This window comes from Rodentibacter trehalosifermentans, assembly GCF_002000545.1.
Taxonomy (GTDB): Bacteria; Pseudomonadota; Gammaproteobacteria; order Enterobacterales; family Pasteurellaceae; genus Rodentibacter; species Rodentibacter trehalosifermentans.
Genome location: NZ_MLHL01000041.1, coordinates 20,555 through 41,732 on the forward strand (window position 1 = coordinate 20,555; position 21,178 = coordinate 41,732).

The 21,178-nt window shown below is 40.9% G+C and carries 17 protein-coding genes; 7 read left to right on the plus strand and 10 right to left on the minus strand.

Translation table 11 applies throughout. The features are described from left to right. Positions 1-12 precede the first annotated feature (12 nt). Positions 13-1,611: a xylulokinase gene (locus BKK52_RS07795; protein ID WP_077419687.1), complete on the plus strand. Its 1,599-nt coding sequence runs from the start codon at positions 13-15 to the stop codon at positions 1,609-1,611. A 41-nt stretch (positions 1,612-1,652) separates the two neighbouring features. On the opposite strand, the gene BKK52_RS07800 is transcribed toward BKK52_RS07795, so the two are convergent. Next, positions 1,653-4,841, minus strand: a complete 3,189-nt coding sequence (locus tag BKK52_RS07800; protein WP_077478443.1) for a type I restriction endonuclease subunit R — start codon at positions 4,839-4,841, stop codon at positions 1,653-1,655. Between the two features lie 199 nt (positions 4,842-5,040). Between BKK52_RS07800 and BKK52_RS07805 the strand changes: the two genes are divergently transcribed. Beyond that, the gene (locus BKK52_RS07805) at positions 5,041-5,535 is read left to right on the plus strand and encodes an REP-associated tyrosine transposase (protein ID WP_077419689.1); all 495 of its coding nucleotides are present in this window, start codon (positions 5,041-5,043) and stop codon (positions 5,533-5,535) included. Between the two features lie 215 nt (positions 5,536-5,750). Here the strand turns inward: BKK52_RS07805 and BKK52_RS07810 are convergent, their stop codons facing one another. The 3 genes from BKK52_RS07810 to BKK52_RS07820 are packed head-to-tail and all read right to left on the minus strand — an operon-like array spanning position 5,751 to position 9,013. Next, positions 5,751-6,005, minus strand: coding sequence for a hypothetical protein (locus tag BKK52_RS07810; protein ID WP_244160227.1), 255 nt, complete (start codon positions 6,003-6,005; stop codon positions 5,751-5,753). Then, the gene (locus BKK52_RS07815) at positions 5,998-7,320 is read right to left on the minus strand and encodes a restriction endonuclease subunit S (protein WP_077478444.1); all 1,323 of its coding nucleotides are present in this window, start codon (positions 7,318-7,320) and stop codon (positions 5,998-6,000) included. Before BKK52_RS07815 ends, BKK52_RS07810 begins: the two co-directional genes overlap by 8 nt. Further along, on the minus strand, positions 7,313-9,013 hold the full coding sequence (locus BKK52_RS07820) for a class I SAM-dependent DNA methyltransferase (RefSeq protein ID WP_077478445.1): 1,701 nt from the start codon (positions 9,011-9,013) through the stop codon (positions 7,313-7,315). The genes BKK52_RS07815 and BKK52_RS07820 overlap by 8 nt, the downstream gene beginning before the upstream one ends. A 389-nt stretch (positions 9,014-9,402) precedes the next feature. Between BKK52_RS07820 and pyrD the strand changes: the two genes are divergently transcribed. After that, a complete protein-coding gene (gene pyrD, locus BKK52_RS07825; RefSeq protein WP_077478446.1) occupies positions 9,403-10,422 on the plus strand; it encodes a quinone-dependent dihydroorotate dehydrogenase in 1,020 nt (339 codons plus the stop codon). Continuing rightward, positions 10,422-11,246: an RNase RNM gene (gene rnm, locus BKK52_RS07830; RefSeq protein ID WP_077419694.1), complete on the plus strand. Its 825-nt coding sequence runs from the start codon at positions 10,422-10,424 to the stop codon at positions 11,244-11,246. The genes pyrD and rnm overlap by 1 nt, the downstream gene beginning before the upstream one ends. A 38-nt stretch (positions 11,247-11,284) precedes the next feature. Here the strand turns inward: rnm and BKK52_RS07835 are convergent, their stop codons facing one another. The 4 genes from BKK52_RS07835 to BKK52_RS07850 all read right to left on the minus strand — a co-directional run bounded on the left by BKK52_RS07835 (position 11,285) and on the right by BKK52_RS07850 (position 16,559). Then, positions 11,285-11,911 carry a histidine phosphatase family protein gene (locus tag BKK52_RS07835; protein ID WP_077478447.1) on the minus strand — a complete coding sequence of 209 codons (627 nt, stop codon included), beginning with the start codon at positions 11,909-11,911 and terminating at the stop codon, positions 11,285-11,287. Positions 11,912-11,966: 55 nt separating this feature from the next. Then, entirely contained in the window at positions 11,967-13,358 is a 1,392-nt protein-coding gene (tdeA, locus tag BKK52_RS07840) for a toxin/drug exporter TdeA (protein WP_077478448.1), read from the minus strand. 77 nt (positions 13,359-13,435) lie between these two features. Next, a complete protein-coding gene (locus BKK52_RS07845; protein ID WP_077419697.1) occupies positions 13,436-15,367 on the minus strand; it encodes a MacB family efflux pump subunit in 1,932 nt (643 codons plus the stop codon). Positions 15,368-15,383: 16 nt separating this feature from the next. Then, positions 15,384-16,559 (minus strand): efflux RND transporter periplasmic adaptor subunit, encoded by a 1,176-nt coding sequence (locus tag BKK52_RS07850; protein WP_077478449.1) that lies wholly within the window; start codon positions 16,557-16,559, stop codon positions 15,384-15,386. A gap of 258 nt (positions 16,560-16,817) precedes the next feature. Here BKK52_RS07850 and glnS point away from each other — a divergent pair, with 258 nt between their 5' ends. Continuing rightward, positions 16,818-18,491, plus strand: coding sequence for a glutamine--tRNA ligase (glnS, locus tag BKK52_RS07855; protein WP_077478450.1), 1,674 nt, complete (start codon positions 16,818-16,820; stop codon positions 18,489-18,491). Positions 18,492-18,618: 127 nt separating this feature from the next. After that, positions 18,619-19,134 (plus strand): hypothetical protein, encoded by a 516-nt coding sequence (locus BKK52_RS07860; protein ID WP_077478451.1) that lies wholly within the window; start codon positions 18,619-18,621, stop codon positions 19,132-19,134. 22 nt (positions 19,135-19,156) lie between these two features. On the opposite strand, the gene BKK52_RS07865 is transcribed toward BKK52_RS07860, so the two are convergent. Together BKK52_RS07865 and BKK52_RS07870 are read right to left on the minus strand one after the other, a co-directional pair. Next, positions 19,157-19,579, minus strand: coding sequence for a hypothetical protein (locus BKK52_RS07865; protein WP_077473500.1), 423 nt, complete (start codon positions 19,577-19,579; stop codon positions 19,157-19,159). A gap of 10 nt (positions 19,580-19,589) precedes the next feature. Next, positions 19,590-20,627, minus strand: a complete 1,038-nt coding sequence (locus tag BKK52_RS07870) for an IS1595 family transposase (protein ID WP_077478453.1) — start codon at positions 20,625-20,627, stop codon at positions 19,590-19,592. Positions 20,628-20,736: 109 nt separating this feature from the next. Here BKK52_RS07870 and BKK52_RS07875 point away from each other — a divergent pair, with 109 nt between their 5' ends. Next, positions 20,737-21,087, plus strand: a complete 351-nt coding sequence (locus BKK52_RS07875; protein ID WP_077478452.1) for a helix-turn-helix domain-containing protein — start codon at positions 20,737-20,739, stop codon at positions 21,085-21,087. The last annotated feature ends 91 nt before the right edge of the window (positions 21,088-21,178 follow it).

Genomic DNA, 21,178 nt, shown 5'->3' on the forward strand with positions numbered 1-21,178 from the left:
TAGGGATAACAAATGCAAAACGAGAAAACATTAATTGATACCGGTCATGTCGTTATCGGTATAGAGTTGGGCTCAACCCGTGTCAAAGCAGTGTTAATTGATCAGACAGGAAGTATTTTAGCCACAGGTGGAGCAGATTGGGAAAATCATTTAGTTAATAATATTTGGACTTACCATCAAGAAGAAATTTGGTCGACATTACAGTCCGCCTTTGAAGATTTACAAAATACGGTTAAAGAAAAATATCGGACGGTAATTAAATCTGCCAAAGCGATAGGTATTAGTGCAATGATGCACGGTTATTTGCCTTTTGATAAAGAGGGGAATCAACTCGTTCCATTCCGGACTTGGCGAAATAATATTACGTTTACCGCAGCCGGGAAATTAACCGAATTATTTGAATATCCAATTCCACAGAGATGGAGTATCGCTCATCTGTATCAAGCTATTTTGAACGAAGAGCCACACCTTGAAAAACTAGATTATTTGACCACGTTATCCGGTTATATTCACTGGCGGTTAACGGGAGAAAAATATCTTGGTATTGGTGATGCTTCAGGTATGTTTCCTATTGACACGGAAATCTCTGATTATAACAAAACAATGTTGAGCCAATTTAATCAACTCATTGAGGATAAAAATTATGATTGGCACATTGAAGATATTTTACCGCAAGTCCAAATTGCCGGAAAAACAGCAGGAAAATTAACCGCACTTGGTGCAAAATTATTAGACCCTACCGGGGCTTTGCAGGCTGGTATTTCATTTTGTCCACCTGAGGGGGATGCCGGAACGGGAATGGTTGCGACCAATTGCATTAAAGAAAAAACGGGGAACATTTCTGCAGGTACATCAGCCTTTGCAATGATTGTATTAGAAAAAGCATTATCAAAAGTTTACGCCGAATTAGATATTGTTACGACACCGGCCGGCAAATTAGTGGCAATGGCTCACGCACAAAATTGCACGACGGATATTAATGCTTGGGTTAATTTATTGGGCGAATGTTTACAAACATTTGGGATTAAAATTTGTACTGAAGAATTATATGAGACTCTATTTCTCCATGCTTTGCAAGGCGATTCGGACTGCGGCGGGTTATTGTCTTACGGCTTTTATTCCGGCGAACATAATGTGGGATTAGAAAAAGGTTGTCCGCTATTTTTACATCCGACCAATGCTAAATTTAATTTAGCCAACTTTATGCGAGTGCATTTATATACGGCATTTGGTGCAATGAAATTAGGTATGGACATTTTATTACAGCAGGAAAATGTAATGATCACCCGTATTCTTGGGCACGGTGGTATTTTTAAAACGGAAAATGTTGCGCAACAAATATTGGCTTCTGCACTAAATATTCCTCTGGCAACAATGGAAACTGCTTCTAATGGCGGTGCTTGGGGTATTGCTTTATTAGCAAATTTTTTAAGTCGCTCAGAAACTTCTTCTTTGGAAGATTATTTGGATAACGATATTTTCAACCAAGTGGAAATCAGTTTAGTTTATCCGGAAAAGCAAATCACAGAAGGCTATCAACAATTTATTGAGCGTTACAAACAAGGTATTCCAATTGTTCAAAGTGCGATAGAGCAGGATTTTATTGGATAGAAAGAGATATTTATTTCAAAGGGGCAATTTCGCCCCTTTTTCTATTCTGTGGTTAATTCATCAGCAATTTCTTCGGCTTGTTGTAGGACGAAGGTGATGGCCTCTTCTGCTTTATCCGGGGGATATTTATATTTTTGCAACGCTCGGCGAACAAGCAGTCGAATTCTTGCCCGCACGGCTTCTTTATGCTGCCAGTCTATACTCACCGATTTTCGCAGAATATCGGTGATCTCTTTTGCTAACGCAGAAAGGGTTTCATCTTGCATTAATTCCCTTGCACTTTCATTTTGGGCTAGAGCATCATAAAACGCCAATTCCGCCACACTTAAGCCTAATTTTTCTCCACGCCCTAAACGTTCGGAGAAATCCCGCCCCATTTGCACTAGGGCATCGAGAATTTCAACCACTGTGAGATTGTGGTTGTGATATTGATTTAAGGCTTCTTGCAAACGTTGTTCAAAGTCTTTCTGTGCAGCAAGGTTTCGCCCAGCTTTGGCTTTGATTTCTTGCTTCAAGTAGCGTTCCATTGCCAATACCCAAAGGCTTTTGGTTTCGCTATTTTTTATCGCCTGCAAAAATTCATCAGAAAGTAAATTGATTTGAGTTTGCTCTCTACCGAGTAGTTCAAACAAATCAATTGTTCCACTGGAAACAATACTTTGGTTGATTAAGGCTTTAAGTTGAATAAGCCGTTCTTGCGTGCCGGTGCCTTTTTGTTCACGTTTGGAAAGCACCGCACGCACCGCATCATAAAATGCAATTTCTTGATTATAGGGTTCTGCCTCTTTTAATGCACCACAGAGGGCATAGCCTTTTTTCAGGCTACTGACGGTTTTTAAAAAGAGTTTTTTGCGAGGCTCTGGATCGTCTGAATTTTTCCATTGCTGATGATGAACTTTGTTATCATCAGGTTGTTGATCAAGGGAGTTGATATGGTTTGCCGCAAGGGCAATGGCTTTAAGTAAACGTGAAGGATCACTTTCAGTAAGCGCCGATTGCACATCAAAAGCCTTCCCGTTAATTTGAGTAGCGAACAACGTACGGATAAATTCCAACTGTTCTTGCATTTTAAAGAACACCGCATCGGTATCCTTTATAAAGCCAGTACTACCGCCTGCATTGGTATAATCTTCCATTGCTTTTTTTAATTCATCGACTAACCCGATATAATCTACTACTAATCCACCATTTTCACGGCTTTTATTAGAAAAAACACGATTTACACGGGCAACCGCTTGCATTAAATTATGTCCTTTCATTGGCTTGTCGAGATACATTGTGTTACAACAAGGCACGTCAAAGCCTGTTAGCCACATATCACGCACAATCACGATTTTCAGCGAATCATTCGGATCTTTAAAACGGCGTTCCAGAGTTTGCTTTTCTTGCTTATTATAAATGTGCTTTTGCATTTCAGGGGGATCGCTCGCCTGTCCATCTCGTCCAGTTTTCCCTGTCATTACAATTTTTATTGTGCCTTGATTGATATCATCAGAATGCCATTCAGGGCGAAGTGTAACAAGTTCATTATACAAATTGACACAAATCTGACGGCTGGAAACCACAATCATTGCTTTACCATCTTGTTGCTCATTACGTTTTTCAAAATGTTCAACAATGTCTTTTGCAAGCTCTTTTAAGCGGGAAGGGGCACCTAACAAACGTTCACGCAAATTGAGGCGAACACTCTCTTCCTTGTCTAAAATATCATCAATTTCATCAAATAATGCTTGATGATCTGATTTATTCAAGTCAATTTGACGAGGAAAATAAGCTAATGGAACCGTTGTGCCATCATCAATGGCATTTACAAAATCATAAATAGAGACATACTGCCCAAATACTTCCTGTGTGTCTTTATCTTCAAGGCTAATCGGCGTTCCCGTAAAGCCGATAAAAGAGGCATTCGGTAGGGCATCCCGCAAATGGCGGGCGTAGCCCGCTTGATATTTGCCCTTATCTTTATGCAATTTTTGAGTAAAACTATATTGGCTGCGGTGTGCCTCATCGCTAATTACAATAATATTAGAACGAGCGTTCAACAGGGGGAATTGGCTTTCTGTTTCCTCTAAACCAAATTTTTGAATGGTGGTGAAAAACACTCCGCCGGATTCACGTTCACTTAATAATTGGCGAAGGGCTTCCCGATCTTCCACCTGTTGTGGCGTTTGTTTAATTAAATCTTTACCGCTACTAAAGGTTTGGAAAAGTTGTCCGTCTAAATCGTTGCGGTCGGTCACCACCACAATGGTTGGGTTTTTCAATTCAGGCTGGGAGAGTAGTTTGCCCGCATAAAAGAGCATGGAAATAGATTTGCCCGATCCTTGCGTATGCCACATCACCCCAATGCGTTTATCGCCTTTTTCACTGGTGGCGAAAAGAGTGGATTCCACAGCCTCATTCACCCCGTAATATTGATGATAAGCGGCAATTTTTTTGATTAACGCCCCATTAGAAGCCCGTTCAAACAACACAAAATAACGCACATAATCCAACAATTTTTGCGGTGTAAGTAAGCCATTAAGCAAATTTTGCAATTCATCGCCAAAATCCAACCGCTGGCTTTGGTTTTTTTCATCCACCACTTTCCAAGGCGTAAACCGTTGGAAATCCGCTGAAAGCGATCCTAATCGAGCATTTAAACCATCACTGATAATCAAGGCTTGGTTATAAACAAACAGATCGGCAATTTCATCTTTATAGGTTTGCAACTGATTGAAGGCTTGTAATAAATCGGCGGATTCACGCAAGGGATTTTTCAACTCAAACACCACCAAGGGCAAGCCATTCACAAAACCGATAATATCGGGAATCCGTTTGCCCCCTTTACGGCTGCGAATTTCCAACTGATTGACCATCACAAAGCGGTTATTTTGCCAATGTTCAAAATCCACCAAACGAGCCACATCAAATTTCTGCTCACCGTTTTGTTGATATTCCACCTTCACGCCATCTCGTAGCATTTTATAAAACGTCTGATTTCGCCCGACCAATTCGCCAATATCGCCTTTAGTCACCAATTTCACCACAAAATCAACCGCACTTTCAGGCAGTTGCGGATTGAGTTTTTGCACCGCTTTTCGCAATATTCCCACAAATACCACGCCCCCCAAATCCCCGCGGGCAAATTCCCCTTCGGAAACCGGTAAATCTTTGCCAAAGCGATAGTCCCAACCAAGGTTTTGTAGGCGTTGGAGGGTGAGTTGTTCGATTGTGTTTTCGTTTATCATGAGCATCCCTCGTAGGGTGTGTGAACCGTAGGTTCACGCACAAATGAAATAATAAAACCATTATTTTTGCGATCACAATCGCAAATTCAATAAATTACATTTTGGTAAGCGTGTGAATTGGTTACAATCCATACACAAAATAACTGATATTGTTATTCGTAAGTGAACCAGTGCTTCCCTCTACATTAATCAATATATTATGTCTTTTTATCGCCGAAATTATATTAAAGGCGGCACATTTTTCTTTACCGTTAAACTTGCCGACCCAAAATCTCATTTGTTGATTGAACATATTGATTTATTGCGAGAAGCATATCAATTTGTTAAACAAAAATACCCGTTTAAAACCGAAGCGATTTGTATTTTACCCAATCATATTCATTGCATTTGGACATTGCCCGAAAATGACAGCAATTATTCGTTACGTTTGCGGTTATTAAAAACGAGATTTTCATCACATTTTAAAGCCAAGAATAATTTATCCCCTAGCAAACAACGCCGAAAGGAAAAAGGCATTTGGCAACGCCGATTTTACGAGCATACTATTCGTGATGATAAAGATTTTGAAAATTGCGTTAATTATATTCATTACAACCCTGTCAAACACGGTTGGGTTGAAAAAGTAAAAGATTGGCAATTTTCAACATTTCATCAATACGTTAAAAATAAAATATATCCCGAAAATTGGGGATAGGGTGTGTGAATTGGAATAATTCACGCACACAACATTCGTTTTATCGAACAAGGATTTAATGTTATTTGATAATATTCGTGCGTGAACCTTACGGTTTACCAATCCGTAGGGTGTGTGAATTGGAACAATTCACGCACGCAAATATTCATTTTAGCCAAACAAGAATTTAATGTTATTTGATAATATTCGTGCGTGAACCTTGCGGTTCACACACCCTACGCACTAAAAATATTTTTTAATGTATTAAAACGCCCTTTATTATCAGTAATCTCTAAAATATTTTTTGCAATTAGAATATTTCTTTGCTTACGTTCTGTTTTCCAATTTTCAAAAACTTCTTTGTATGCTTCAGGATCAAGGGTGTGTAAGATTTCATCTCTGGAAAAACAAATATTACTGATATTTATTTCTCCTTCAGCATTAAGTTCTTCAATGAAAAGACGTTCTAAATAATCGGTAGTTCTATTCATTGAATTCACCACTTAATAATCTAGGCAATAACAAATCTCTAACACTAGCCAATTCTTCAGAATTTTGGCTATTTACTAAGATTTTCTCTAAAATAGCTTGAATTTTATTTTCAAATAAAATATGACATTCTTTGTTTGCCCTAATAATAGGGAATTTCAATAATTCTTTTGTACTGATATTCGCTTGTGCTGAACCTTTTGAATTCATCTCTGCAAATTCTTTAAATTGTTTCTGGCGTGCTAAACAATAAATGTAATTGTAGAAGTTATGGTTTTTATCTATTTCTTTAGGAAGAAATTTTGCGACTCGTTGATTTAGCATTGCAACTTTTCCTTGTGGAATACGACCAACTTCGCCAACATAACCTGTTAATCCAACCAAAATATCACCACTGGTTAGTAGAAAATCGGGTCTTAGATTTTGATATTCATTGGATACAAAGCCATTACCTTCTACTTCAACAATTATCGGTTTTATCGAACCAATTTTAATTACAGGGATACCTCTTTCAGTCCAATCTGAACTTTTGAAAGCATAGCCATTTTGCATTTCACAGATTTCTGAAAGTGTAGTTTTTTCCCACCCCCTCGGCACTTCCCCAAATCCCTCAACCTCCTCAAATTCACTTGGAAAGGCTTTGGCCATTTCTGCCAATTCTGCGTATTGGGCGGGGTGGGTTTGGGAAAGGGCGGTTAATTCTTCCGGTGTTTTTCCGCTGATGATTTGCTGAGCGGCAAGTTCGGCTTCTGCTTGGGTTTTGCCTTGTGCGAGGCTATCTGCTTTGGCTCGCACGGGGTCGAAATCCACAAACCAACTTTTAAAAATTGCTTGGGCGATTTGTTCTAAGGTTTGGTTGATTTGGGTGTTGAGTTGGATTTTTTTATCGAAAATAGATAATTTTCTTCCAATTTCACATCTATGTACTTTATCTTTTGGAATTCTAATTTTCAATGAATGTGCATTTTCTCTATTCAAACCTGGAACGGCAGAATCAGAATTCATTTCTGATAATCCCAATGTTTTTAATAAATAATAAGTAAATTTTAATTCTTCAATATCATCATTTAGTACATAAAAAGCTGTGTCTATAACCCAAAATGGTTTTTCAGATAAATGAACAGCTCCAACACTTCCTTTTCTTCCGATAATTATTCCTGCACTATCAACACAGCTTGAATTGTGAAAATCTACAACTCCATTTGAGCCATAAACAGGTACATCACCAGAGATACGCTTTGATTGCGGTAATGCTTTTCCATAAATGAAAGGGCAGTATTCTCCAACAGTCGTTTCGATCCATTCTATTTTACTCATACCCCAACCCTCCCAAATTTTTCTTAATCTCTGCTTCTAATTCTGCACTTTGTTTAAACTGTTCTTTCAAAAGTGCGGTCAGTTTTTGCATTTTTTCGGCAAAGGGGATGCCGTCGTCTTCTTGTTCGGCGGTGCCGACATAACGGCCTGGGGTGAGGACGTAATCGTTTTTTGCAATGTCCTCTAAGGTGGCTGATTTACAGAAGGCAGGTTGATCTTCATAGCCTTGTGATTTTTGCCAAGCGTGGAAGGTGTCGGCGATTTTGGCGATGTCTTCATGGGTGAAATCGCGCAGTACCCTAGTTTTCATATAACCGATTTGGCGGGCATCAATAAATAGCACCTCATTTTTACGGGTTTTGTTACGATTTAAAAACCAAATACAGGCAGGAATTTGGACATTGGTAAAAAGTTGTGAAGGCAAAGCGACCATAGCTTCCACAAGATCCGCTTGCACAATGGCTTTGCGGATTTCCCCTTCGTTGTTGGTTTGGCTAGTCATGGATCCGTTGGACATCACCATCGCTATTTTTCCTCTAGGGGAAAGATGATAAATCATATGTTGTAGCCAAGCAAAGTTGGTGTTGCCTTTGGGCGGTGTGCCGTATATCCAGCGGGGGTCGTTTGTGAGGCTTTTATGAACCTCTTCCGTGAATGTGAGGTTAAAAGGTGGGTTCGCCATAATAAAATCCATCTTTTGTTCAAGATGTAATGGCTGGCTGAACGTATCAGCATAATAGTCGCCGAAATCATAGGGAATACCACGAATTGCCATATTCATAATGGCGAGCTTTCGGGTGGTTGGGTTGAATTCTTGCCCGTAGATGGACACTTGGTTGATATTGCCTTGATGGGCTTGAATAAAGCGTTCCGTTTGTACGAAAAAGCCGCCGCTTCCCATTGCCGGGTCATAAACCCGTCCAAAGTAGGGTTCGATCATTTCGACAATGAGAGATACGATGGATTTAGGGGTGAAATATTCTCCGCCCCGTTTACCTTCCGCCTCGGCGAATTGTCCGAGGAAATATTCATAAACGTGCCCTAAAATATCTTTTGCGCCTAGATGAATGGGTTCACCGTTGTAAGAGGCTTGGGTGAAGTTCGTATCAGAAAAGAGATTAATGAGACCACGCAAGGTATTTTCATGGACTTCGTAGCGGCTGACACGTTCTAATGCACCTTTGAGTTTTTCGTTATCTTTTTCTATGGAATCAAAGGCATCATCAATCAGGCGTGCGACACCGGCGAATTTGCCACCCCAAGGTAATTCCGTGCCGGTATTAAAAAGGGCGACAGATTGTAAGGCTTGCCAACGGGCGGAAGGTGGCACCCAGAAGAGATTATCCGCAATATAGTAATCACGATTTTCCAATTCGGCGGTGAGGGCTGCTTGATAGTCTTCATCGGAATCGTAAAAAGTGCGGTCAAGATAAAGGGGATTTTCAGGATCGGCAAGCTCCGCAAGGATTTTTTCCTGATGGGCGGTGAAACTGTCGGAGACGTATTTTAAGAAAATTAAGCCGAGAACAATGTGTTTATAATCGGAGGCGTTGAGTTGTTGGCGAAGATGGTCAGCAGCAGACCAAAGTTTTTTATCTAATTCATTAAGAAAGGCTTGCTGTGTTAGCGTTTCATTGACACAATCTTGGTGGCTTGGCTTGGCATAAAAATTATCCTTTGTAAAGTAAAAAATGGGATTTTTTCGACATTATGTTATTAAAATGTAGGGTGTGTGGATTGGCACAATCCACGCACGTTCTGTTTGTTTGATATGATTCGTGCGTGAATCTTCGATTCACACACCCTACACAATACCGATTTCGTTGAAAAAGAGCGGTTATTTTAACGAAGGTTTTTATGATGGGCAATGGCAAAAGAAAGGCTTTTCCCGTAATTGCACATCAAGCCCTTTCCCCGTAAAATACGCAAATCTTTTGATATGATGTCGCAAATACCGTAGGGTGTGTGGATTGGTACAATCCACGCACATTTTCTCTGCGATACCATATCAGCTATGCCAAAAGTGCGGTCAATTTTAACCGCACTTTTTTTACAGTCAACTATCCTGAGAGATAAACGAGTATGTATAAATTATTCCGTCAATGTATTTTTCAAATGGATGCGGAAACCGCCCATAATTTCACCCTTCAATGTTTAAAACTTGCCGGTCATCCGTTGTTGCAGCCGCTATTGAGATCCGTTATTGGCACGCCAAAAGGTTTGGCGAAAACCGTCATGGGCGTGCGTTTTCCAAACCCTATTGGCTTGGCGGCGGGGGCGGATAAAAATGGTGATGCCATTGATGGTTTTGGCGCATTGGGATTCGGTTTTGTGGAAGTGGGCACGGTGACCCCTCTAGCTCAAGACGGCAATGCGAAGCCCCGCCAGTTTCGTTTAATTGAAGCGCAAGGCATTATTAATCGCAATGGGTTTAACAATAACGGCATTGATTATTTGATCGAAAATGTGAAAAAGGCACGTTATCGTGGGGTGATTGGTATCAATATCGGTAAAAATAAGCAAACTCCATTAGAACAGGGCAAAGACGATTATATTTTCTGTTTGAACAAAGCTTACAATTATGCCGGTTATATCACGGTGAATATTTCATCGCCGAATACGCCGGATTTACGCCAGTTGCAATACGGCGATTATTTTGATGATTTGTTGCAAAGCCTTAAGGCACGTCAAGCGATTTTGGCGGATCAATACAATAAATATGTGCCTATTGCGGTGAAAATTGCGCCGGATTTATCGGAGGCGGAGCTGGTGCAAATTGCAGATAGTTTGGTTCGTCATAAAATGGACGGGGTGATCGCCACCAACACCACCATTTCCCGTGATAATGTGGCGGGCTTGAAAAATGCCGAAGAGCAGGGTGGGTTGAGCGGTAAACCCTTGCAACAAAAAAGCACGGCGATCATTAAACGATTAAATGAAGAATTAAAAGGGCAAATCCCGATTATTGGCAGTGGCGGCATTGACAGTGTGCAACATGCCCAAGAAAAAATGGCTGCCGGTGCCGAATTATTGCAAGTGTATTCCGGCTTGATTTATCAGGGGCCGAAATTAGTAAAAGAATTGGTGAAAGCGATTAAATAATGACAAAAATTTATGATTTACATTGCCATAGCACGGCATCGGATGGTGTATTAAGCCCTACAGAGCTGGTGCAACGGGCAGCAGAGCAAACTGTGAATGTGTTGGCAATATGCGATCATGATACGGTTTGCGGCATTGATGAAGCCCGCTTGGCAGCAAAATCCGTGGGGATTGAATTGATTACCGGTGTGGAAATTTCCACCACTTGGGAAGGTCGCGGCATTCATATTGTCGGACTGAATTTTGACAAAACTCACCCGAAAATGACCGCACTTTTGGCAAATCAAAAAGCCTTGCGTGAGAAAAGAGCGGTAGAAATTGGGATTAAATTAGAAAAAGCCGGTATTCCCAACGCCTATGAAGGGGCGAAAGCCTTGGCGAATGGAGAAGTGACACGGGCGCACTATGCACGCTATTTAGTGCAAATTGGCAAAGTTACCAATGATGGACAAGCATTCAAACGCTATTTAGGACAAGGAAAATCGGCTTTTGTTAAAGCGGAATGGGTGGATATTCCTACTGCCATTGAAACTATTCATTCAGCAGGTGGTATTGCTGTGATCGCCCATCCGTTACGTTATAACCTAACAGGAAAATGGATTCGCAGATTAATGGCGGATTTCAAAACTTGGGGCGGCGATGCCATGGAAATTTCCGGTTACGGACAAACTAAAGACCAACGCCAAATGCTAGCTCGTTGGGCGAATGAGTTTGGTTTGCTCGGTTCGGTAGGGTCAGATTTTCATTTTCCTTGCGGCTGGGTGGAGTTGGGGAAAAATCTTGAACTCCCTGAAGGGGTAGAGCCGGTTTGGGAAAGGTTCTAACAGTTCCCCCCTTTTATAAAGAGGGGCTAGGAGAGATTTTACAAATGCCCCGCATCATTCACTTTTTCAACGCTAAAGCCTTTTTCGCTATCATAATGCACAACGCTGATGGCGGTATTGAGCAGGGAAACGGATTTGCCTTCTTCTCGGTGGTTTTGCCAAGTGGCGCCGCCGAGTAGGGCGATGAGTAAGCGTAATGTATGACCGTGAGAAACCACCAAAATATTGCCTTTATCATGGATTTGAATAATATCCTGTATCGCTTTCATTGCTCGAGCAGCCAGTTGTTCAAAGGTTTCACCACCGTTTGTTTCGGCTTTGTAATTTGCCGGATCGCTTAACATTTGTTTAAATTCAGCCTGTTCACGCAAGGTTTCAACCCATTGACCTTCCCACTTTCCAAAAAATTGTTCGTTTAGTCCTTTATGTTGGAAAAGCGGAATATTGCGTTCGCCAATAATGTATTCTGCCGTATCAATGGTGCGTTTTAAAATGCTGGAATAAGCTGCGACAAAGGGGATAGACTGTAATGCTTTTCCTGCTTTTTGTGCGCCTAAAATGCCTTGTTCCGTGAGGGGCGAGTCGCCATGTCCTTGCATTAAACCCTGTTCATTCCAAAGGGTTCTGCCATGACGGATAAAATAAAAAGTCAGTTGTTTTTTCATCTTTCATAAACCGAGTAAAAAAATAAGGAAGCCGAAACTTCCTTATCAACCATTATTAACGGGAATAATAACCCGCCATTGAACTATATACGGCGTTTTCTGCCTGAATTAAGCTATATTTTGCTTGTAAAATAGCAAGTTGTGAGGTTTTTTCGGTATTTGCCGCATTTAACCACTCACGCAATTCGGACACCCCGGCATTGTAGCGATTACGATAATATTGGGTGATACGCTTATTGTAGTTAAAGGTTTTTTGCTGGTTGGCAAAGGCACTTTGTGCTTGAGTGAAAGCAAAATAGTTGGTATCCACATCATTGAGTGCGGTGGTGATGCTTTGCTCATAATTTAAACGTGCTGTTTCATAATCCGCTTCAGAAATTTTCACATTCCATTTCACCGTGTTCCAGTTGAGGAAAGGTAAACTAATTCCTAAGGTGCCGGCTGCAACAGGGCTATGGAGCGCATTGCCCACTTTGCTGCCCTTTGAGCTTAAACTGCCGCCCAAAGTGATTTCTGGGAACCAACTTTTTTGTGTCGCTTTGGCGTTTTTAAAGGCACTGCTTAAACGGTATTGGTTACCTTTCACATCAGGACGATTGGCGATCACAGAAACCGGTACATTCAAATTCACCCCCACATTTTTTACATTAAGAATATGTGGGAAAGTGATATTAAGCGCTTCTTCCGGTTTTAAATTCAATAAATTACGCAGGGTTTGTTCTGCGGTTTTGCGTTGGGTTTGGAAGTTAATTAAATTATTGCGAGCCGTTAAAACCGATTGTTGGGCTTGATCCACGCTTGCTGCATCGGCAACACCTTGGCTTAGGCGGCGTTGCATAATGTTACTGATATCGTTGTAATATTTGATGCTTTCTTCCGTTGTGCTGATGGCATCATTTAAATAAGCGATTTGATAATAGGTGGTGACCACCGAGTTGATTAAGGAGAGTTTTGTCGCTTCTAAATCTTGTGCAGTGGCCTTGTGTGTCCATTCTGCGGCATCGGCGGAATCTGCTAAACGACGCCATAAATCAAGGGTATAAGCCACATTGAGTGAACCGCCGTGTGAAACGGTTGAAGTAGATGTTGAGGAAGCTGTCATCCCTGCACTCGTATCAATACGACGTTGTGCACCGGATGAGGTGGAACCGCTAAAATTCGGCACTAATTTGGCACCGACCAGGTTTGCATTATAAAGGGCACGATTTACGGCAACGGCAGCTTTGGCAAGATCTTTATTATTTAATAAAGCTTGTTCCACCACACGGTTAAGTTGTGCATCATTATAGAGTGCCCACCAATTTTCTTTCACATTGAATTGTTTTGTGATTTCTTCATAGTTTTGATAATCCGCTTGGCTGGCTTGGTAAGAATCGCCAATATTGGCACAGCCGGCAAGGGTGGTTGCCATGACAATAGCAATGGTCAATTTTTTCATTTTTAACATTGTTTTTTTCCTTCATTAAATCGTGAAAAAAGTGCGGCTGATTTTAACCGCATTTTAGGGTTTTACAAAATCTATTTCTATTCTCGGGCGAGGGCGGTGATTGGGTTCAGTTGTGCCGCACGTTTTGCCGGCATATAACCAAATATCACTCCAATGAGCGTTGAAAATAACACGGCAGTGATAATAGAAGCAGTGGAAAATGCCATAGTGAAATCCTTCATAAATAGATTAAATAGCAATCCGATGAAACCGGAAAGTAAAATGCCGGTAATGCCGCCTATTAAACAAATTAATACCGCTTCAATTAAAAATTGCTGCAAAATATTGGTTTGACGGGCGCCAATCGCCATTCGTACGCCAATTTCTTTGGTGCGTTCCGTGACGGAAACCAGCATAATATTCATCACACCAATGCCACCGACAATCAGCGAAATAAAGGCAATGGAGGAAATCAATAGTTTCATTGTGCCGGTGGTGCTTTCAATGGTTTGTTTAATGGTGTCGCTGTTCATCACGAAAAAATCTTTTTTGCCGTGACGTAGGGTAAGCAGTTCGGTAATGCCTTTTTCCGCTACGGTGGAATTGACATTATCAGCGATTTTCACCGTAATCGAGCTGATTTTTTTGCTACCTGAAATGCGGTTCATCACCGTAGTGTAAGGGGCATAAACATTTAACGAACTGCTTGCACCGCCCATTTGTCGGTCGGATACCACTCCAATAATCCGCAAGGGGCGTTTGTTAAACATCACCACTTTACCAAGGGCGGATTCCTTTGGAAAAATCGCCTTTTTCGCACTTTCATCAATTAAAGCGACTTGGTTATTTTCCAACACATCTTGGGCGGAGAACAAATTGCCTTGCTTAAGGGTTAGTCCTTCCACATCAAAATATTGCTCCCCCACACCTTTTAGGTTGGTGGAGGAGAAGGTTTGATTACCATACACCAATGTGCCACTAGAGGAACTATTCGGTGTGACGCTTTGCACATAGCTTTGTTGATTGAGTGCATTGGCATCATTGACCGTGAGATTTTGCATTTGCTCGGCACGGCGGTCGCCAAAACCGGTTCCGTTAAAAAGGGTCATGGTGCTGGTGCCGATGCCTTTAATATTTTCTAAGATTTTCTGCTGTGAACCGTTTCCTAATGCCACCACGGACACCACCGAGGTGATCCCGATAATGATCCCAAGCATGGTGAGCAACGAACGCATTTTATGGGCGACAATAGCACTGACGGACATCCGAAACGCCTCAACGAGCTGATCTTTACTCAAGCCAAAGTGCGGTTTCATTTTGGCTTGATTTTCAAGTGCACTTTTTACCGTCTCTTTTTGACTATCCGCAATGATTTCGCCGTCTTTAATTTCAATTACTCGGTTTGCACTGGCGGCAATTTCACGGTCGTGGGTGACCATAATAATAGTATGTCCTTCATGGTGGAGCTGACGCAGAATTTCCATCACATTTTGTCCGCTGTGGGAATCTAATGCTCCGGTGGGTTCGTCGGCTAAAATAATTTCACCGCCATTCATTAATGCTCGGGCGATACTCACTCGTTGTTGCTGACCGCCGGAAAGTTGGTTGGGTTTATTTTGCCATTTATCACCTAAGCCTAATTTTTCGAGCAATTGTTTTGCCCGCTCAAGGCGTTGTGCTTGGGGCTGACCGGCATAAATGGCGGGTAGGGCAACATTTTCCGCCGCCGTGAGGCTGGAAAGCAAATTATAACGTTGGAAAATAAAGCCGAATTTTTGGCTTCGCAAATCGGAGAGTTGATCCGCCGAAAGTTGGCTGATTTCTTTGCCGTCAATTTTGTAAGAACCGCTGGTTGGCGTATCTAAACAGCCAATGATATTCATCAAAGTCGATTTGCCCGAACCGGATTGCCCGATAATCGCTACAAAATCGCCTTTCTCAATATTCAGGGAAACATTTTTGAGAATGTGGACACGATTTTCGCCTTCGCCAAAGTAGCGGTTGAGTTGATTAATTTCAATAATATTCATTAAATTTTACCGCACTTTAGAACATTCTCGGCCCACGAGGACTACTGCCCACCTGCTCGCCGGCGGCAACTTGTGAAACGATCACCTTTTCACCTTCCGTTAAACCGGCTTTGATTTCTGTTTGAAAATCATTTTGTACGCCAGTTTCCACTTCACGTATTTCAGGTTGATTTTTCTCATTCAAAATATTAACGAAGGTTTTTCCCTCTCTTTTTTGAATCGCCATATTGGAGACTAACAACACATTTTGCGCATCGGCAATTTTGATATTGTTCTCTGTTGTCATTCCAATACGCAAAGTGCGGTCAGGATTATCCACAATTAAATTGGCGTAATAATAGACCGCACTTGTACTACTTGATGTGCTTGAACTACTTGATGAGGTGGAAGTGTTATCACTTTTTGTGGTGGTTGCAGGGTCAACGGAGGAAATCACGCTTTTATAGTGCGTGTTGGGATCGGATAAAATCGTGAAACTCACGGCTTGTCCGGCTTTTACTTTGGTGATATCGCCTTCGGAAATTTCCGGTTTCACCAACATTTTGTTTAAATCTGCTACGGTGACGATAGTCGGGGTAGTTTGTGCCGAGTTGACGGTTTGCCCTTCAGAAATCGGCGTGGAAATGATTGTCCCGTCAATCGGTGAGGTGATTTTTGTATAGCCTACGTTGGTTTCTGCCGTGTTCACTTCAATTTCTGCTTGTTTAATGGATTCTTTCAACGCTTCCACTTCGGATTTTGCCGCATCAAAGGTATTTTTCGCATTGTTTAGTTCATCAAGAGAGGTGGCTTTTTGCCCATATAATTTTGAATAACGGGCATAGGCAGATTGCGCTACCGTCAGTGCGGTTTCTTTGGCTTTTAATTGGGCTTGATAGCTGGCAAGGGCGGCTTTTTTGGTATTGAGTGTATTAATTTGTGTAGTGGAATCAATATCTGCAATTAAATCGCCTTTTTTCACCTCTTGCCCGAGGCTGACATAAAGCTTGGTAATTTTTCCGGAAACCTGCGCACCGACATCCACCTCATTAATACTACTAATAGAACCGGAGGCCACCACGGTTTTTTCAATATTTCCACGGGTGACGCTTTCGGTAAGATAAGTCGATGGTTGATGGCTATTGCCTGCAAAAAAATAGTAGGCAATGCCGCTTATAACTAAAAGTCCGAGTATAACGAAAATTTTTTTCATTGAGATTTCATTCCAATAATCAAATTTTAATTAATGAACGTTTGTTCAGTTTGTGTATTTTAATGATAAATCAGATGCTTTGCACGAGAAATTTGGGAATAAGACACGCCATTTTGCAATAGGTTTGCCTTGGTTGTGAAATTTTACAGAATAAAATTAGCTGAAAATTAGGAAAAGTAAGGTCTATCCTGATAGCTCGCTTTTTAACTGCAAAACGTATAAAATAGCCGATTATTTTTCTATTGATTTGAGAACGTTATGAGTAATACAGAACATCTTTTAGACAATGCGGAAAATACACGTCCGCATAATTTTATTACCCAAATTATTGATGAAGATTTAGCAGAAGGAAAACATCAATCGGTTTACACCCGTTTTCCACCTGAGCCTAACGGTTATTTACATATCGGGCATGCTAAATCCATTTGCTTAAATTTTGGCATTGCAAAAGATTATAACGGTTTATGTAATTTACGTTTTGATGATACCAACCCTTTAAAAGAAGACGTGGAATATGTGGATTCCATTAAAGAAGATGTGGAATGGTTAGGCTTCAAATGGGCAGGTAAGGTGCATTATGCCTCGGATTATTTTGATACGCTCTATGATTATGCTATTGAATTAATCAAAAAAGGCTTGGCTTATGTGGACGAGCTTTCTCCAGAAGAAATGCGTGAATATCGTGGCACGCTAACAGAGCCGGGTAAAAACAGCCCTTACCGTGATCGCACTGTTGAGGAAAACTTAGCCTTATTTGAAAAAATGAAAAACGGTGAGTTTGCGGAGGGAAAAGCCAGTTTACGGGCGAAAATTGATATGGCTTCACCATTTATGGTAATGCGTGATCCGGTGCTTTACCGCATTAAATTTGCCAACCACCACCAAACCGGTGATAAATGGTGCATTTACCCAATGTACGATTTCACCCATTGTATTTCCGATGCTCTTGAACGCATTACCCATTCATTATGCACATTAGAGTTCCAAGATAACCGCCGTTTGTATGATTGGGTATTGGATAATATTTCTATTGAACGTCCATTACCGCATCAATATGAATTTTCACGGTTAAATCTAGAAGGGACGCTTACTTCTAAACGTAAATTATTGAAATTGGTGGAAGATGGTATTGTGGACGGTTGGAACGATCCCCGTATGCCGACCATTTCAGGTTTACGCCGTAGAGGTTATACACCGGCATCTATCCGTGAGTTTTGTCGCCGTATTGGGGTTACCAAACAAGATAATGTGGTGGAATACAGTGCATTAGAAGCCTGTATTCGTGATGATCTCAACCACAATGCGTGCCGTGCTATGGCGGTGATTGACCCGGTGAAAGTGGTGATCGAAAACCTTACAGCTGAAGAGATATTGACTGCACCAAATCATCCGAACCGCCCGGAATTAGGCGAACGTCAACTGCCTTTCACTAAAGAAATTTATATTGATCGTGCGGATTTCCGTGAAGAAGCCAACAAGCAATATAAACGTCTTGTGCTGGGCAAAGAGGTGCGTTTACGCAATGCTTATGTGATTAAAGCAGAGCGGGTAGAAAAGGATGCCAACGGTGAAATCACCACCATCTTTTGTACCTACGATCCGGATACATTAGGCAAAAATCCGGCAGATGGCCGCAAAGTGAAAGGGGTTATCCATTGGGTTTCTGCGGTGCATAATCATCCGGCAGAATTCCGCCTTTACGACAAACTCTTTACCGTTTCCAACCCGGGGGCAGAAGAAGATATTTGTTCAGTGGTTAATCCAAATTCACTCGTGGTAAAACAGGGTTTTGTGGAACAAAGCCTTGGCAATGCGGTGGCAGAAAAAGGCTATCAATTTGAACGTGAAGGCTATTTCTGTGCAGACAGCAAAGACAGCCGCCCTGAACACTTAGTGTTTAATTTAACGGTGAGTTTGAAAGAAGGATTTTAGTTTAAACAAATAAAGTGCGGTCAAAAATAAGATTGTTTTTCGGTATTATGTAGCAACTGCACAAAGATTTAACCGATTAAAAGTCTTACAATCCCCATTGAAATTTTAACTCAATGGGGATTTTATTATGTCAGAAACCTACCTTGTTTCGCAAATGGTGAAGTTAATTGAGCAATGCTATAAGGAAAATGCGATTATTTCTTATAAGCTCAAAGAGCTTGCCGAACGAGAAAGACTATTAAATGCGCAGATTAGTAGCTTTACGACATCTTTGGGCTATATCGATCCTGATTTTGATGTGAGGACGATTAAGAAAGATTATGATGCGACGAAATTACTTCGTCAAAAGCCTTTTAATAAGAATTTATCCTATCTGATTTCTCAAGTATTCAAACAAAATAATCATTGGAGAAATTTATATTCGATTACGCTTGAAGCAATAAAAATAGACAGAGAACTGTTATCGACTTCTCGTGTTGAAGCCACAATGCAGCATCAATGTGCTATCGGAAATGCCCTGCGTAAGCTATATAAACAAGGGATTATTGAGCGGCAAGAAAAGTATTTACACTACAAGATTAAGAAAAGAGGAATATTTGATACGTCTGAATGGCGGTTAAAACAGATAGAGAACGAAGGATAGTAAAAATAGCGGTGCAATACCGCTATTTTAATTTCCATTGCCAAAGCACCTCTCTACGGCTGATTTGTGTTCGGGTAATCCAATCCCTTTGGTAAAATTCGTTGAGCTGTTTACGAACAGAATCAAGGTGTTTTTCGGTAGGTGTCGCTTGATTTTGTTCAATCTCAAAAATTCGTTGGGTGAGGTCGGCGATGGTAAAGCCTTTGTTGGGTTCATTGCGTAGGATTTGAACAAGGTATTTGCGGATTTTGCCTTTGAATAACTTAAATTTACGGCGATAAACAAAGTTTTGCGTGTTGTAAAGCGTAATATCGTTTTCCTGCTGCATTAAATCAATGGCACACTTGAGTGTCGCAATGTTGGCATCAAGCAAGGCTAAGTGGTGTAAAACCTGCTTACGCTCAAACTCAAATTCTTTAATCTTCTTTTCTAAATTGTATGCCATCAGCTTTTTCCTACTGCCAAATCACTTCTTGATGAATGATTTTACGTTGCCAATAACCGCACCATTCGTTGTTTTCGTTGGTGGTTTTTAAGCATCGACTGAGTACATCAATAAACTGGGTTTTATTGGATTGACGGCGGTTATCCTCGCGGTAGGCGATTTCGTTGGCATAGTTGAGCAAATATTCGTTACTGATGCGGTGAACCTGCCCGTAGTACATTCGCTTGAATCGACTGAATAGACTTTCCGCCTGATTATTCGTTACGCCTAAATCGTTTCGATATTCCTCTTTATGGTTGACAGTGCGTAAATCATAATACGGCAGCAAGACATCATAGGCATTGCTTTCATCGGTATTAATTCGCGCATTAGGCTTAATGAATTTGTCAGCAAAGCTTTTTACTACGGATTGTGATTCACTATGAGCCACGAAAACAAGTGAACGTTTTGCCCCATAGTGTAAAACATTGTTGGCTTTTTCGTCCGCAGAATAATGCTCACGAGCGACCATCACACAACGCTTATTTGGATTTTGATGTTCTTTTAAACGATAATCCAAGCGGTCAGATTTTTTGTTTGCTTTGCGTGGTGCGGGATGAACGTAAGTCCCGTCCATATCAATTTCACCGGAAAGCGGCTGCATATCACGGCTTTCCAGCAAGGCTTTACGGAATTTATAGGATAACACAAAGGCAGTGCGAGGGTTTAATTTGGCGTTACGCGCCAGTTGGAGTGAAGATAAGCCTTTCACAGCATTGACCCATTCCATCAAGGCATAAAGATAGACTTTAATCGGTTTCTTACGATTGGCAAAAATTGTGCCGGACGTTACGCTAAAAGTATGCTGACAATGTTTACAACGCCATTGATTGCGTGTTTTGATACGGTAGGCGATATGTTGAACACCGCACTTCGGGCAAACCACATTCTCTTTATTTCCCCATCGAAGCTCGCAAAGCAAATCGAACGCTTGTTCGTCTGAGAGTTGAGCTATCTCATAGGACGAAAGCGTGCGAGCTTTGCTTGAGAGGAGGAAATGTTGGGCCATAATCAGTTTACAGTTTGTGCGAAAAATAGTTATAATAATGCTCAAATAGGCATTTTTCATTCTTTAATGATGCCATAAATTTCCCTGAAAGTCAATAAGGAATGCAAAATTGAGCATTAAAGAACAATTACGCTTTAGATTGCGCTCTGTCATTGAGAGCAGTAACACATCAATCAAAGCCTTTTCCGAACAAACTGGAATACCGTTAAGAACACTATATAATTATTTAAGTGGTGAGCGTGAACCGAGTGTAGAAAATATAATAAAAGTTGCGAGTGAATTTAATATTAACTTGAATTGGCTTTTATTAGGTAAAAATGAAATGTATTTAAATGATTCACTAGAATTGACACTAAATTCAAGCGAGTTAGAACTATTAAATAAGTATAGATTGACAAATGATTCAGGAAAAATAATTTTACAAAAAACAAGTGAAATTATTTTAAATGAATTAAAATAAATAGTTGACAAATAAAATAAAGGACGCAAAATGAGCCTACAAGCCTACAAGCCTACAAGCCTACAAGCCTACAAGCCTACAAGCCTACAAG